Origin of the sequence: Pseudomonas sp. RIT-PI-a (genome assembly GCF_001187875.1) — a bacterium.
Lineage (GTDB): Bacteria > Pseudomonadota > Gammaproteobacteria > Pseudomonadales > Pseudomonadaceae > Aquipseudomonas > Aquipseudomonas coleopterorum.
On the sequence record NZ_LGIR01000013.1, the window covers coordinates 279,383 to 294,789 of the forward strand.

A 15,407-nucleotide genomic window follows, 5' to 3' on the forward strand; every position below is an offset into this window, starting at 1 on the left:
ATCATGCCGTGCGGCGCAGTATCAGCAGATGGCGTTGGCCTTGGCAACCGGGTACGGCCAGGGCGTGTTCGCTATCGAGGTGGAAGTCAGCTGGCAATGCTACCAGTTCGTCGGCCGGATGCAGCCCTTTCATCGCCAACCAGCGCGTGTCGCTGTCGCCCAGGTGGCGTGTCCAGTGAGCGAAGTCGTGCAGGCTGCTGAAGGCGCGGGAAACGATGCCGTCGAAGGGCTGCTCGGGTACGAACGTTTCGGCGCGGCTGTGGATAACCTGAAGATTGGCGAGTCCCAGTTCCAGCTTCACCTGAGTCTGAAAACGGGTCTTCTTGCCATTGCTGTCGAGGGTGGCGATGTGTTTCTCGGGAAACATGATTGCCAGGGGAATACCCGGCATGCCGCCGCCGCTGCCGACATCGAGCCAGCGCTGGGCATTACCCAGGTGCGCAAGAATGCTCAGGCTGTCGAGCAGGTGCCGTGACACCATCTCGTCAGGATTGCGCACTGCCGTCAGGTTGTAAGCCTTGTTCCATTTGATCAACAGGGCCAGATAGGCCAGCAGCTGTTCGCGCTGGCCCTCGGACAATTCGACGCCCAATTGCCGGGCGCCTGTGGACAACTCTTCGCGGTGTTGTTCGGTGACCATGGAACTCAAGCGCTTTGCTCCAACTCGCGGCCTGCGCCGCGTTTTTTCAGGTGAATCATCAACAGCGAAATGGCTGCAGGCGTGACGCCCGGGATGCGCGATGCCTGACCGAGCGTTTCGGGGCGGGTCGCGCCCAGCTTGCCCTGAATCTCCTTGGACAGCCCGGAGATCCCGGAATAGTCGATATCCACAGGCAGGCGGGTGTCCTCGCTGGCGCGCAGCCGAGCGATCTCGTCCTGCTGACGATCGATGTAGCCCGCGTACTTGGTCTTGATCTCGACCTGTTCGGCTACCTGTGGATCATGCGCTCCGCCGCCGGTGACTTCGACCAGACCGACATAGTCGATCTCGGGGCGGCTGAGCAGGTTAAGCAGGTTGTATTCATGGGTCAACGGCGTACCGAACTTCTCGGCGACGGCATTCCCCTGAGCGGTGTTGGGGCGTACCCAGGTGCTCTTGAGCCGTTGTTCCTCGATTTCGATCGCTTCGCGCTTGGCACTGAAGGCCGCCCAGCGAGCGTCATCGACCAGACCCAGTTCACGGCCCTTTTCGGTCAGGCGCAGGTCGGCATTGTCTTCGCGCAGGATCAGTCGATACTCGGCTCGCGAGGTGAACATCCGGTACGGTTCCTGGGTTCCCAGGGTAATCAGGTCGTCGACCAGGACGCCGATGTACGCCTCGTCGCGGCGTGGACACCAGGCCTCTTTGCCCTGGGCGCGAAGTGCGGCGTTCGCGCCAGCCAGCAGACCTTGGGCGCCGGCCTCTTCGTAACCCGTGGTGCCGTTGATCTGCCCGGCGAAGAACAATCCGGCGATCACCTTGGTTTCCAGGCTGTACTTGAGATCACGCGGATCGAAGTAATCGTATTCGATGGCATAGCCGGGTCGCATGATGTGCGCGTTTTCCATGCCGCGAATCGAACGCACGATCTGCAACTGCACGTCGAACGGCAAGGACGTGGAAATACCGTTGGGGTACAGCTCGTGGGTGGTCAGCCCTTCGGGCTCGATGAACACCTGATGGCTCTGCTTGTCGGCGAAGCGGTGGATCTTGTCTTCGATCGACGGGCAGTACCTTGGACCCACCCCTTCGATTTCCCCGGCAGCCGAGTACATCGGCGAGCGATCCAGGTTGGCGGCGATGATTTCATGGGTGCGCGCGTTGGTGTGGGTGATCCAGCAACTGACCTGACGTGGGTGCAGCGCCTTGGAGCCCATGAACGACATCACCGGAATGGGTGTATCGCCCGGCTGTTCGGTCATGACCGAGAAGTCGATCGACTTGCCGTCGATACGCGGTGGTGTACCGGTCTTCAAGCGACCTACTCGCAGCGGCAGCTCACGCAGACGATGGGCTAACGCGATCGATGGCGGATCGCCGGCACGGCCACCCGAATAATTCTGCAAACCGATGTGGATAAGTCCGCCCAGGAAGGTTCCGGTGGTGAGCACCACGGAATCGGCCATGAAACGAAGGCCCATCTGGGTGACTACTCCCTTGACCTCGTCCTGCTCGACGATCAGGTCGTCGGCCGGCTGCTGGAATATCCACAGGTTGGGCTGATTCTCGAGAATCTCGCGAATGGCAGCCTTGTACAGAACGCGGTCGGCCTGCGCACGGGTAGCCCGCACCGCCGGGCCTTTGCGGTTGTTGAGCACGCGAAACTGAATGCCACCCTTGTCGGTGGCCAGCGCCATGGCACCGCCGAGCGCATCGATCTCCTTGACCAGATGGCTCTTGCCGATGCCGCCGATGGCCGGGTTGCAACTCATGGCACCGAGGGTTTCCACGTTGTGCGTCAACAGCAGGGTCTTTGCACCCATGCGTGCTGAGGCCAGTGCTGCCTCGGTACCGGCATGACCGCCGCCGATGACGATCACTTCAAAACGGGAAGGGAAATCCACCACGCACCTCGTGCCTGTTCTATGTGGGTAATTGGGATAGCTGCGCAGTATAGGGAATTTGCCTTGGCTAAAGAACCCTTCTGCACAAAAAATAACCAGCTGTGGATAGCGTCGGTAATAGAAATTAAAAGAGAGAGATTTATTAAAGCTTTGTTTTTATGTTTATTACTAGGCAACACCGTATCTGTGGATAAAGCTCTGTAAGCCTGTATCGACAACGTGTACAGGGAAATTAAAGGTTGTGATCAGGTGCCTGTCAGCTCGGTGTATAACCCAAATTAACCTGTGGGTAACAGCTGCGCTTACCCACAGCGGCATTTATCATCAGCTTTCGGACCTGCTTATCAACCTAGCTCAGCTGGGGTTGTCCACAGGGCTCCTGAAGCGTGTATAAAAAAAAGCCACCTCGAAAGGTGGCTCTTGATGAGTCCATGCAGCGCTGCATGGATATCGGGAGATCTACTTGCCGATGCAGAAGCTCGAGAAAATGCGCCCCAGCAGGTCGTCCGAACTGAATGCACCGGTGATTTCCCCCAGCGCATGTTGGGCCAGGCGCAAGTCTTCAGCCAGGAGCTCGCCCGCGCCCGCCAGCGTCAGCTGATCACGCCCATGGTCAAGATGATCACCCGCATGCCGCAAGGCTTCCAGATGACGTCGACGGGCGCTGAAACTGCTCTCGGCTGTCTGCTCGTAACCCATGCAGGCTTTGAGATGGTCACGCAGCAGTTCAAGGCCTTGGCCAGTTCCCTTGGCTGTGAGACTCAAGGTCACGTGACCATCGTCGTCATGCTGGATACCGATCGCTTCACCACTCAGATCCGCCTTGTTGCGAATCACGGTGACCTTGCCGATGTCGGGCGTGAGTTCCAGAAACTCCGGCCAGACCGCGAAGGGATCGGCCGCCTCGGCAGACGTCGCGTCCACCACCAGCAGGATACGGTCGGCTTCGGCAATGGCCTTCAGCGCGCGCTGGACGCCGATCTGCTCGACTTCATCGAGGGTGGTACGCAATCCGGCAGTATCGATTACATGCAGCGGCATGCCGTCGATGTGGATATGTTCGCGCAACACGTCACGGGTGGTACCGGCGATGTCAGTGACAATGGCCGCTTCACGCCCGGCCAGCAGATTGAGCAGGCTGGACTTGCCGGCATTCGGCCGGCCAGCGATTACCACGTTCATCCCGTCACGCAGCAAGGCACCCTGCCCGGCTTCGCGCAGTACGGTGGATAACTCGCTGCGAACCTTGTCGAGCATGCTCAACACATGGCCATCGGCAAGGAAGTCGATTTCCTCCTCGGGAAAGTCGATGGCAGCTTCCACATAGATCCGCAGCGCGATGAGCTGCTCGGTCAAGTTATCCACACGCCGGGAGAAAGCCCCCTGCAACGAACGTACTGCGTTGCGTGCCGCCTGGGCGGAGCTTGCTTCGATGAGATCGGCAATGGCCTCGGCCTGAGCCAGGTCCAGCTTGTCGTTGAGAAAGGCCCGCTCGCTGAACTCGCCGGGACGTGCCAGGCGGCAGCCCAGTTCCAGGCAGCGCTGCAGCAGCATGTCCATCACCACGGGTCCACCATGACCCTGCAGCTCCAGTACATCTTCGCCGGTGAACGAATTGGGCCCTGGAAAGTAAAGGCCCAGCCCTTCATCGATGACCTGGCACTGCGCATCGAGCATCGGGCCATAGTGCGCATGACGAGGGGTCGGCACGCGGCCGATGATAGCCTGAGCGGCCTGGCTGGCCAGCGGCCCGGAGATGCGTACGATCCCTACTCCGCCTCGACCCTGGGCCGTGGCAATGGCAGCGATGGTTTCGCGAACGACGTTCATGCAGGTACTCCGGTCGAATTTCAGATAGCAAAACGCCCCACGAGGGGGCGCTTTGTTCACAGGTTAGTCGAGCAACCCGTCAGACGGCAGGTTTGTTTGCCGCGGCTTTCTCGATGCTGCGCGTGATGTACCACTGCTGGGCAATCGACAGGGTGTTGTTGGTCACCCAGTACAGCACCAGACCTGCCGGGAACCACAGGAAGAAGAAGGTGAACACGATTGGCATCATCTTCATCACCTTGGCCTGCATCGGATCCGGAGGCGTCGGGTTCAAGCGCTGCTGGATGAACATGGTCGCGCCCATGATGATCGGCAGGATGAAGTACGGATCCTTGATCGACAGGTCGGTTATCCACAGCAACCAAGGTGCCTGACGCATCTCGACGCTTTCCAGCAATACCCAGTACAGGGAAAGGAAGACCGGCATCTGCACCAGGATCGGCAGGCAGCCGCCCAGTGGATTGATCTTCTCTTTCTTGTACAGCTCCATCATGGCCTGGGACATTTTCTGCCGGTCATCGCCATGCTGTTCCTTGAGGGCAGCCAGTTTCGGCGCCACGGCACGCATGCGCGCCATCGACTTGTAGCTGGCGGCCGACAGCGGGAAGAACAGCAGCTTGATCAGGATGGTCAGGCAGATGATCGAGAAGCCCCAGTTCCCCAGGATCGCGTGGATATGCTTGAGCAACCAGAAGATCGGTTGAGCGATGAACCACAGGATGCCGTAGTCGACGGTCAGCTCCAGACCTGGGGACAACTCCTTGAGCTTGTCCTGAACCTTGGGACCGGCGTACAGCGTGGCTGTGGTTTCAACCTTGCCACCTGGCGCTGCCGACAGCGTAGGGCCGGTGTAGCCAATGATGTAGTTGCCCTGGTTGTCCTTGCGCGTCATGACATTGTTGCTGTCACCGGCAGCAGGAATCCAGGCAGTCACGAAGTAATGCTGCAGCCAGGCGACCCAGCCGCCCTGTACGGTTTCCTTGAGGCCGGCCTTGTCCATGTCTTTCATCGACACTTTCTTGTACGGCTCGCCACTTGTCCACAGGGCTGCGCCCAGATAGGTCGCGGTACCGGTGGCCGTGGTCGACGAAGGATCGGAGCTGTTGTCGCGCTTGAGCTGGGCGAACATGTTGCCGCTCCAGTTCTGCGCGCTCTGGTTATCCACAAGGTAGCTGACTTTCAAGTCGTACTCACCGCGATCGACGGTGAAGCGCTTGAGGTAGTTCACACCATTGTCGCTGTAGGTCAGGTCGACCACGACCTGGTTCTGGCCGTCAGCCAGTTGATAACTTTTCTGCGAAGCGCTGTACACAGGACGTCCGCTTGGACGCGCGTCCGGGCCGTTCGTACCGGTCAGGCCGCTCTGGGCCAGGTAGGTCAGCTCACCACCATTGTCGAACAATTGGAACGGAATGTTCGGCATGTCCTGGCGACGAGGGTACTCGGGCAGGTTCAGCTGGACGATATCACCACCGGTAGGATCGATAGCGAAGTTGAGCACGTCGGTCTTGACCCAGATCAGGTCCTTGCTGACCACAACAGGGGTCGGCACAGGCAGATTGGCATCAGGATTGGCGCTGGGTACATCGGCACTGGCTTGAGTGTTGGTGCCCGGTACCGTTTCCGGCAACGCCGGCGTCGGGTTCTGGGTAGCCACATTCTGAGTCGGCAAGGCGGCTTGACCGTAATCCTGGTTCCATTTCAGGACCATGACGTAGGCCACGACTGCCAGGGCGACGATCAGGATCGTGCGTTTAATATCCATGATTACTCGGCTATCGAAGAAGAACGGGGTGATGGGGCGTCTGGAACCGGGTCGAAACCACCGGCATTCCATGGGTGACAGCGGCCAAGGCGACGAACGGTCAGCCAGCTTCCACGCAAGAGGCCGTGGATTTCGATGGCTTCGAGCGCGTAGCAAGAGCAACTGGGGTAAAAACGACAGTGATTCGCCATGAGAGGGCTGATGGCGTAGCGGTAGAACTGGATCGGAACGATTGCCAGTTTACGCATCTTGACTGTCCACTCCTGCAGGTTCGGTCTTCACCACTGGAGCGGGCCGGTTACGTGCGAGGCGCTTCCAGAGCTTGCCAAAATGCTCATGCAATTCAGGGTTTTCCACGTCGCCCAAACCTTTACGCGCGACGATGACGATGTCCCAGCCCGCCAGGATGTCCTGGTGCAGACGGAACGAGTCACGCATCAAGCGTTTCAAGCGATTGCGCTGAACGGCGAGCTTGACGCTCTTTTTACCGATGACCAGCCCCAGACGGGGATGTTCGAGGCCGTTCTCACGCGCAAGGAGCAGCAGGTTCTTGCCGGGTACCTTGCCAGATGGCGAGTCGAAGACTGCTTTGAAATGCCGGGCTGTCAGCAGACGCTTTTCCCGACCGTAGTCCTGACTCACCACCCGTGCCGAAGGATCAAACTGCCAGACGCTTGCGGCCCTTGGCGCGACGACGCGACAGGACGGTACGGCCGTTCTTGGTAGCCATGCGAGCACGGAAACCGTGGGTGCGAGCGCGCTTGATGGTGCTGGGTTGGAAAGTACGTTTCATGGTTGTTACCTGGTTCGTCCACAACGGGCCGGAATGGACCCCGTTTTAAGAGACCGGCGATTCTAGTGAAAGCGCGGCAGAAGGTCAATTTCCAACCAACTATTACTTTTTGGCCCCTTTGCTCAGATAGAGGGGGACTGAAGAACGCAGGTCGGGGATTGGGAGCCTTCATTGCCGGTGCCTTCTCAGGAGGATGGGTTGGACGATTCAGGCGATCAAATATAAAAATAGAGAAGGGACTTATTTAGAGCTTTTCTGTAATGCTTATAGATCTTAGAGAGGCCAACATCTGTGGATAACCATCTAGAGGCCTTATTCACAGGGCGTTCTGGAGATCCGCAACCCTGTCCAGAAGATGGGCTGCGCCTGTGTCATTGCTCCGCACAACCTGTGGATTAAATCGATGGATATCCACAGACGAGTTATACACAGAGCTCGACCCCTACTTGTGCATAGATCTCAAGACGGGTTATCCACAGAGCTCACAGATAGGTTTTCAAGGCATTGACGTTGTGTTTTTACGTGCGGCAGAGGCAGCGGACCCGACCTACATGTGGATAAGTGTGCGGAGCGCCGGTACAATGGCCGTTGTTTTTGCCTTGCCGGCTTTCAATTCAGGGGATACCTGTGTCAGTGGAACTTTGGCAGCAGTGCGTGGAACTCCTGCGCGATGAACTGCCTGCCCAGCAATTCAACACCTGGATCCGTCCGCTACAGGTCGAAGCCGAAGGCGACGAGTTGCGCGTCTATGCGCCTAACCGATTCGTGCTGGACTGGGTCAACGAGAAATACCTGACGCGGCTCCTCGAACTTTTGGGTGAACACGGCAATGGCCTGGCGCCGGCACTTTCGTTGCTGATCGGCAGCCGTCGCAGCTCGACGCCCCGCGCGGCCCCCAACGCGCCGCTGGCAGCCGCTGCAGCCGCGAACCAGGTGCAGGCCGCCCCGGTGGCGGCCGCACCTGCGGCAGCGCCTATAGAAGCCGTTGCCAAGCCTTCAGTGGCCAGCGAAGAACCCTCGCGGGACAGTTTCGACCCCATGGCCGGTGCCAGCTCGCAGCCGGCACCCGTGCGTTCCGAGCAACGCACTGTCCAGGTAGAAGGTGCGCTCAAGCACACCAGTTATCTGAACCGCACCTTTACCTTCGAAAACTTCGTGGAAGGTAAATCCAACCAGCTGGCACGCGCGGCTGCCTGGCAGGTGGCGGACAATCCCAAGCATGGCTACAACCCGCTGTTCCTTTATGGTGGTGTCGGCCTGGGTAAGACGCACTTGATGCACGCTGTGGGTAACCACCTGCTCAAGAAGAATCCGAATGCCAAGGTGGTTTACCTGCATTCCGAGCGGTTCGTTGCAGACATGGTCAAGGCGTTGCAGTTGAACGCGATCAACGAATTTAAGCGTTTCTACCGATCGGTCGATGCGTTGCTGATCGACGATATCCAGTTCTTCGCGCGCAAGGAACGCTCCCAGGAGGAGTTCTTCCACACCTTCAACGCTTTGTTGGAAGGCGGCCAGCAGGTCATCCTCACCAGCGATCGCTACCCCAAGGAAATCGAAGGCCTCGAGGAGCGGTTGAAATCGCGCTTCGGCTGGGGTCTCACCGTTGCTGTCGAGCCGCCCGAGCTGGAAACCCGTGTCGCCATCCTCATGAAGAAGGCGGACCAGGCCAAGGTCGAGCTGCCTCATGACGCGGCGTTCTTTATCGCCCAGCGCATCCGTTCCAACGTCCGCGAACTGGAAGGCGCACTCAAGCGGGTCATTGCGCACTCCCACTTCATGGGTCGCGAAATCACCATCGAGCTGATCCGCGAGTCGCTCAAGGACCTGCTGGCACTGCAGGACAAGCTGGTGAGTGTGGATAACATCCAGCGAACGGTGGCCGAGTACTACAAGATCAAGATTTCCGATCTGCTTTCCAAGCGCCGTTCGCGCTCGGTGGCCCGACCACGGCAGGTGGCAATGGCGCTGTCCAAGGAATTGACCAACCACAGCCTGCCGGAAATCGGCGATGTGTTTGGTGGGCGCGATCACACCACCGTGCTGCACGCGTGCCGCAAGATCAACGAACTCAAGGAATCCGACGCGGATATCCGCGAGGACTACAAGAACCTGCTGCGTACACTGACCACGTGAACATTCACTACGCAGCTTTTGAGGCAAGGGACTAGACCATGCATTTCACCATTCAACGCGAAGCCCTGTTGAAACCCCTGCAACTGGTCGCAGGCGTCGTCGAACGCCGCCAGACCTTGCCTGTGCTTTCCAACGTCCTTCTGGTGGTTCAGGGGCAGCAGCTGTCTCTGACCGGTACTGACCTGGAAGTGGAACTGGTTGGCCGCGTGCAGCTGGAAGAGCCGGCCGAGCCTGGCGAGATCACCGTGCCTGCGCGCAAGTTGATGGACATCTGCAAGAGCCTGCCCAACGACGCGCTGATCGACATCAAGGTCGATGAGCAGAAGGTCGTGGTCAAGGCCGGGCGCAGTCGGTTCACCTTGTCGACGCTGCCGGCCAATGACTTCCCTACCGTCGAAGAAGGCCCGGGTTCGCTGACCTGCAGCCTGGTGCAGAGCAAGCTGCGTCGCCTGATCGAACGCACCAGCTTCGCCATGGCCCAGCAGGACGTGCGCTATTACCTCAATGGCATGCTGCTGGAAGTATCGGCCGGCATCATCCGAGCAGTCGCCACCGACGGCCATCGTCTGGCCATGTGCTCGATGCAGGCCGATATTGGTCAAGCCGACCGCCATCAGGTCATCGTGCCGCGCAAGGGCATTCTGGAACTGGCCCGTCTGCTGACCGAGCCCGACGGCAATGTCAGCATCGTGCTGGGCCAGCATCACATCCGCGCAACTACGGGTGAGTTCACCTTCACCTCCAAGCTGGTCGACGGCAAATTCCCTGACTATGAGCGTGTGCTGCCCAAAGGTGGCGACAAGCTGGTACTGGGTGATCGTCAGGCACTGCGTGAGGCCTTCAGCCGCACCGCGATCCTGTCCAACGAAAAGTATCGCGGCATCCGCCTGCAGCTGGCTGCCGGTCAGTTGAAGATCCAGGCCAACAACCCTGAACAGGAAGAAGCGGAAGAAGAAGTGGCCGTGGACTATAACGGCGGTGCGTTAGAAATCGGCTTCAACGTCAGCTATCTGCTCGACGTGCTGGGAGTGATGACGACCGAGCAGGTTCGCCTGATCCTGTCTGACTCCAACAGCAGCGCGTTGGTCCAGGAATCCGACAATGACGACTCGGCATACGTCGTCATGCCGATGCGCCTCTGACAGCCACCTGAATGTCCCTGACCCGCGTTACAGTCACCGCGGTGCGCAACCTGCACCCGGTGACCTTCTCCCCCTCCCCGCGTATCAACATCCTCTACGGCGCCAACGGCAGTGGTAAAACCAGTGTGCTGGAAGCCATTCACCTCTTGGGCCTCGCGCGATCGTTTCGCAGCACGCGTCTGGTGCCGATCATTCAGCACGAGCAGGCCACTGCGACGGTATTTGGCCAGGTTGAGTTGGCCGAAGGCGGTCATAGCAACCTGGGTATTTCACGGGAAAGACAGGGCGATTTCACTATTCGTATCGACGGCCAGAACGCTCGAAGCGCGGCTCAGCTTGCCCAGATATTGCCCTTGCAGCTGATCAACCCCGATAGCTTTCGACTGTTGGAGGGGGCTCCGAAGATCCGCCGACAGTTCCTAGACTGGGGAGTGTTCCACGTGGAACCTCGATTCATGTCGACCTGGCAGCGGTTGCAGAAGGCCCTGAAGCAACGGAACTCATGGCTTCGGCATGGTACACTTGACGTTGCTTCGCAAGCGGCATGGGACCGTGAGCTCTGCCTGGCCAGCGCTGAAATCGACGACTATCGGCGCGCTTATATCAAAGCGCTCAAGCCAGTGTTCGAACAGACACTCGCCGAGTTGTTGAAGCTGGAAGGTCTCACATTGAGCTATTACCGAGGCTGGGACAAGGATCGCGAACTCGCAGACGTCCTGGCAGGGTCCTTGTTGAGAGATCAGCAGATGGGGCATACCCAGGCTGGACCTCAGCGCGCTGACCTTCGATTGCGAATGGGCGCCCACAACGCGGCCGACATATTGTCGCGCGGTCAGCAGAAGCTCGTGGTGTGCGCACTCCGCATTGCCCAAGGTCATCTGGTCGGCCAAGCCCGCCGCGGTCAATGCATCTATCTGGTAGACGACTTGCCGTCCGAGCTGGATGAACAGCACCGTCGCGCATTGTGCCGCTTGCTTGAAGACTTACGCTGCCAGGTGTTTATCACCTGCGTAGACCAGGAATTATTGAGGGAAGGCTGGCAGACGGAAACGCCAGTTGCCTTGTTCCACGTGGAACAAGGCGGTATTACCCAGACCCACGATCATCGGGAGTGAAGGCATGAGCGAGAATCAAACGTACGACTCCTCCAGCATCAAGGTGTTGAAAGGGCTTGATGCCGTACGCAAACGTCCCGGTATGTACATCGGCGACACCGATGATGGTAGCGGCCTGCACCACATGGTCTTCGAAGTGGTGGACAACTCCATCGACGAAGCACTGGCTGGCCACTGTGACGAAATCACCGTCACCATTCATCCAGACGAATCCATTTCCGTAACCGACAACGGCCGCGGTATTCCCGTGGACGTGCATAAAGAAGAAGGCGTATCTGCAGCCGAGGTCATCATGACCGTACTGCACGCTGGCGGTAAGTTCGATGACAACTCGTACAAGGTGTCGGGTGGTTTGCACGGCGTAGGCGTGTCGGTGGTGAACGCCCTGTCCGAAGGTCTGCAACTGACCGTGCGCCGCGCTGGCAAGTTGTGGGAGCAGTTCTACGTGCACGGCGTACCGCAGGAACCGATGAAGATCGTCGGCGACAGCGAGACCACCGGCACCAAGATTCACTTCAAGCCGTCGGCTGAAACCTTCAAGAACATTCATTTCAGCTGGGACATTCTGGCGAAGCGGATCCGTGAGCTGTCGTTCCTCAACTCCGGTGTTGGCATTCTGCTGAAGGACGAGCGCAGCGGCAAAGAAGAGCTGTTCAAATACGAAGGCGGTTTGCGCGCGTTTGTCGAGTACCTCAATACCAACAAGACAGCTGTGAATCAGGTCTTCCATTTCAACGTGCAGCGCGATGATGGCGTGGGCGTGGAAGTTGCCCTGCAGTGGAACGACAGCTTCAACGAAAACCTGCTGTGCTTCACCAACAACATTCCACAACGCGATGGCGGGACTCACTTGGTGGGTTTCCGGTCGGCGCTGACGCGCAACCTGAACAACTACATCGAGCAGGAAGGTCTGGCCAAGAAGAACAAGGTCTCGACCACCGGTGACGATGCGCGTGAAGGTTTGACCGCGATCATTTCGGTCAAGGTTCCGGATCCCAAGTTCAGCTCGCAGACTAAAGACAAGCTGGTTTCGTCCGAAGTGAAGACTGCAGTCGAGCAGGAAATGGGCAAGTACTTCTCGGACTTCCTCCTGGAAAACCCGAACGAAGCCAAGGCCGTGGTCGGCAAGATGATCGATGCCGCGCGTGCTCGCGAGGCGGCTCGTAAAGCGCGCGAGATGACTCGCCGTAAAGGGGCTCTGGACATCGCTGGCTTGCCAGGCAAATTGGCCGACTGCCAGGAGAAGGACCCTGCCCTTTCCGAACTGTACTTGGTGGAGGGTGACTCCGCCGGTGGTTCGGCCAAGCAAGGTCGTAACCGCAAGACCCAGGCGATCCTGCCGCTCAAGGGCAAGATCCTCAACGTCGAGAAGGCGCGCTTCGACAAGATGATCTCGTCGCAGGAAGTCGGCACCCTGATCACGGCACTGGGCTGCGGTATCGGTCGCGAAGAGTACAACATCGACAAGCTGCGCTATCACAACATCATCATCATGACCGATGCCGATGTCGACGGTTCGCACATTCGTACCCTGCTGCTGACATTCTTCTTCCGCCAGCTGCCGGAGCTGATCGAGCGCGGCTATATCTACATCGCCCAGCCGCCGCTGTACAAGGTCAAGAAAGGCAAGCAGGAGCAGTACATCAAGGACGACGACGCCATGGAAGAATACATGACGCAGTCGGCTCTGGAAGATGCGAGCCTGCACCTCAACGATTCGGCGCCAGGGATTTCCGGTGAAGCACTGGAGCGTCTGGTCAACGATTTCCGCATGGTCATGAAGACGCTCAAGCGCCTGTCGCGCCTGTATCCGCAGGAGCTAACCGAGCACTTCGTGTACCTGCCGGCGGTTTCGCTCGAGCAACTGGGCGACCACGAAGCCATGCAAGCCTGGTTGGCCAAGTTCGATGCGCGTCTGCGCACCAGCGAGAAATCCGGCCTGGTGTACAAAGCCAGCCTGCGTGAAGACCGTGAGCGCAATGTCTGGCTGCCGGAAGTGGAGATCACTTCCCACGGCCTGGCCAGCTACATCACCTTCAACCGCGATTTCTTCGGCAGCAACGATTACAAGACCGTGACCGCTCTAGGCGCACAGTTGGCCAGTCTGCTGGATGAAGGTGCCTACGTGAAACGTGGCGAGCGCAAGAAGGCTGTGGTCGAGTTCAAGGAAGCCCTGGACTGGCTGATGACCGAAAGCACCAAGCGTCATACCATCCAGCGCTACAAAGGGCTGGGTGAGATGAACCCGGATCAGCTGTGGGAAACCACGATGGACCCAAGCGTGCGCCGCATGCTCAAGGTCACCATCGAGGATGCGATCGGCGCCGACCAGATCTTCAATACCCTGATGGGTGATGCGGTCGAGCCACGTCGCGAGTTCATCGAAAGTAACGCATTGGCGGTGTCGAACCTGGACTTCTGATAGGTCGACGCGCTCGGCAAACAAGACCCCGGTGCCTTTGGCCCGGGGTTTTTTTATGGGTGCTGATCTTGGGTCTCTTGCCTGGCAGGTAACGAGTGCGACGCTGGCGTGGATCTTGCGACGGCCTGTCACAGGTGCGTTGCGGCCATGACTACGCCAATGCCGTTTTTTGGCAATCGTGGGATGCCACGCACCGGATAATCGATCGCTCGATACAACTGTGCAGGGGTGGAGATCATGGACCAGGCAATGGAGGGGCGGGTTTCTCCCGCAACGTTGAAAAAGGTGATCTGCGCGGCTGCCGTGGGCAACTTCGTGGAATGGTTCGACTTTGCCGTCTATGGTTTTCTGGCCACGGCGATTGCCCAGCAGTTCTTTCCCAGCGGGGATGCCACCACTGGGTTGTTGAAGACCTTTGCGGTGTTCGCCGTGGCGTTCGCTTTCCGGCCGTTGGGCGGGATCGTGTTTGGCATGCTCGGCGACCGGATCGGACGCAAGAGGGTGCTGGCCATGACCATTCTGCTCATGGCTGGTGCAACGACGCTCATCGGCTTGCTGCCTACCTATGCCGCCATTGGTATTGCCGCGCCGATCCTGCTCACGCTGATCCGATGCGCGCAGGGTTTTTCTGCAGGAGGCGAATACGCTGGAGCCTGTGCCTACCTCATGGAGCACGCCCCGCGTACCCAGCGTGCCTGGTATGGCAGCTTCATCCCGGTGTCGACCTTCAGCGCGTTTGCCTGTGCTGCGGTGATGGCTTATGCACTGGATGCATCGCTGTCGCCCGAGGCGATGGCCAGTTGGGGGTGGCGCGTGCCCTTCCTGATTGCGGCGCCGCTGGGCCTGGTCGGTCTTTATCTGCGCTGGCGCCTGGATGAGACCCCCGCATTCCAGGCTGTGAAACAGGATCACGATGTCGCCCATTCGCCGCTCAAGGAAACCCTGCGCAGTCATGGCGGTGCAATCCTGTGCCTGGGGGCATTCGTGTCGCTGACCGCCCTCTCCTTCTATATGTTCACGACCTATTTCGCGACCTACCTGCAGGTGGTGGGTGGGCTGAGCAGGGCCACGGCACTGCTGATCTCGGTGATCGCGCTGGTGTTCGCCGCATTGATGTGTCCGGTGGCGGGTGCGTTTTCCGACAAGGTCGGCCGCCGCGCGACGGTGGCCACCACTGGCGTATTGCTGATTGCGGTGGTTTACCCTTCGTTCCTGCTGGCCAGTTCGGGCTCGTTCGCCGCCTCTGTGTTCGGCGTGATGATGCTGGCGGTGGGCGCAGTGCTCAGCGGTGTGGTGACTGCTGCGCTGCTCTCGGAAACCTTCCCGACCCGGACCCGCTACACGGCGTCGGCGATTACCTACAACCTGGCCTATACCCTGTTTGGCGGTACGGCGCCGTTGATGGCTACTTGGTTGATTGGCATGACCGGGAGCAACCTGTCGCCGGCGTTCTACCTGATGGGGGTGTCGGTGCTGGCACTTGCGGGAGGGTTGGCGTTGCCCGAGACGTCGAAGATTTCCCTGCATGGCGATGCGGGGGAAGCTGTTCATGGCGGGCAGCCGGTGGTTGTTTGAGCCGGTTGGATCTGTGGTGGCGCGACTGGCGCTTTCGCGGGCAGAGCCCGCTCCCACATGACGGCAACACACCGCTCCCACATGA

12 protein-coding genes are annotated in these 15,407 nt (G+C 59.1%); 5 read left to right on the forward strand and 7 right to left on the reverse strand.

Annotated elements, in window-relative coordinates; translation table 11 throughout:
- Nucleotide 1: 1 nt before the first annotated feature.
- From rsmG to rpmH, 7 genes are all read right to left on the reverse strand, one after another.
- Nucleotides 2-649, reverse strand: coding sequence for a 16S rRNA (guanine(527)-N(7))-methyltransferase RsmG (gene rsmG / locus AC788_RS09780; RefSeq protein ID WP_049860454.1), 648 nt, complete (start codon nucleotides 647-649; stop codon nucleotides 2-4).
- On the reverse strand, nucleotides 646-2,544 hold the full coding sequence (mnmG, locus tag AC788_RS09785; RefSeq protein WP_049860455.1) for a tRNA uridine-5-carboxymethylaminomethyl(34) synthesis enzyme MnmG: 1,899 nt from the start codon (nucleotides 2,542-2,544) through the stop codon (nucleotides 646-648). The genes rsmG and mnmG overlap by 4 nt, the downstream gene beginning before the upstream one ends.
- Before the next feature lie 459 nt (nucleotides 2,545-3,003).
- Nucleotides 3,004-4,374, reverse strand: coding sequence for a tRNA uridine-5-carboxymethylaminomethyl(34) synthesis GTPase MnmE (gene mnmE / locus AC788_RS09790; RefSeq protein ID WP_049860456.1), 1,371 nt, complete (start codon nucleotides 4,372-4,374; stop codon nucleotides 3,004-3,006).
- 79 nt (nucleotides 4,375-4,453) lie between these two features.
- Nucleotides 4,454-6,139 carry a membrane protein insertase YidC gene (yidC, locus tag AC788_RS09795; RefSeq protein WP_049860457.1) on the reverse strand — a complete coding sequence of 562 codons (1,686 nt, stop codon included), beginning with the start codon at nucleotides 6,137-6,139 and terminating at the stop codon, nucleotides 4,454-4,456.
- Between the two features lie 2 nt (nucleotides 6,140-6,141).
- Complete coding sequence (yidD, locus tag AC788_RS21325) at nucleotides 6,142-6,387, reverse strand: membrane protein insertion efficiency factor YidD (RefSeq protein ID WP_082223633.1); 246 nt, start codon at nucleotides 6,385-6,387, stop codon at nucleotides 6,142-6,144.
- Nucleotides 6,380-6,784: a ribonuclease P protein component gene (gene rnpA / locus AC788_RS09800; protein WP_049860458.1), complete on the reverse strand. Its 405-nt coding sequence runs from the start codon at nucleotides 6,782-6,784 to the stop codon at nucleotides 6,380-6,382. Before rnpA ends, yidD begins: the two co-directional genes overlap by 8 nt.
- Before the next feature lie 13 nt (nucleotides 6,785-6,797).
- Nucleotides 6,798-6,932: a 50S ribosomal protein L34 gene (gene rpmH, locus AC788_RS09805; protein ID WP_043192020.1), complete on the reverse strand. Its 135-nt coding sequence runs from the start codon at nucleotides 6,930-6,932 to the stop codon at nucleotides 6,798-6,800.
- Nucleotides 6,933-7,559: 627 nt separating this feature from the next.
- Here rpmH and dnaA point away from each other — a divergent pair.
- The 5 genes from dnaA (at nucleotide 7,560) to AC788_RS09830 (ending at nucleotide 15,322) form a co-directional block, all read left to right on the forward strand.
- A complete protein-coding gene (gene dnaA / locus AC788_RS09810) occupies nucleotides 7,560-9,068 on the forward strand; it encodes a chromosomal replication initiator protein DnaA (RefSeq protein ID WP_049860459.1) in 1,509 nt (502 codons plus the stop codon).
- Nucleotides 9,069-9,106: 38 nt separating this feature from the next.
- Nucleotides 9,107-10,210 carry a DNA polymerase III subunit beta gene (gene dnaN / locus AC788_RS09815; protein ID WP_049860460.1) on the forward strand — a complete coding sequence of 368 codons (1,104 nt, stop codon included), beginning with the start codon at nucleotides 9,107-9,109 and terminating at the stop codon, nucleotides 10,208-10,210.
- Between the two features lie 11 nt (nucleotides 10,211-10,221).
- A complete protein-coding gene (gene recF / locus AC788_RS09820) occupies nucleotides 10,222-11,325 on the forward strand; it encodes a DNA replication/repair protein RecF (RefSeq protein ID WP_049860461.1) in 1,104 nt (367 codons plus the stop codon).
- Between the two features lie 4 nt (nucleotides 11,326-11,329).
- Nucleotides 11,330-13,747 carry a DNA topoisomerase (ATP-hydrolyzing) subunit B gene (gene gyrB, locus AC788_RS09825; RefSeq protein WP_049860462.1) on the forward strand — a complete coding sequence of 806 codons (2,418 nt, stop codon included), beginning with the start codon at nucleotides 11,330-11,332 and terminating at the stop codon, nucleotides 13,745-13,747.
- A 237-nt stretch (nucleotides 13,748-13,984) separates the two neighbouring features.
- Complete coding sequence (locus tag AC788_RS09830) at nucleotides 13,985-15,322, forward strand: MFS transporter (protein WP_049860463.1); 1,338 nt, start codon at nucleotides 13,985-13,987, stop codon at nucleotides 15,320-15,322.
- Nucleotides 15,323-15,407 lie beyond the last annotated feature (85 nt).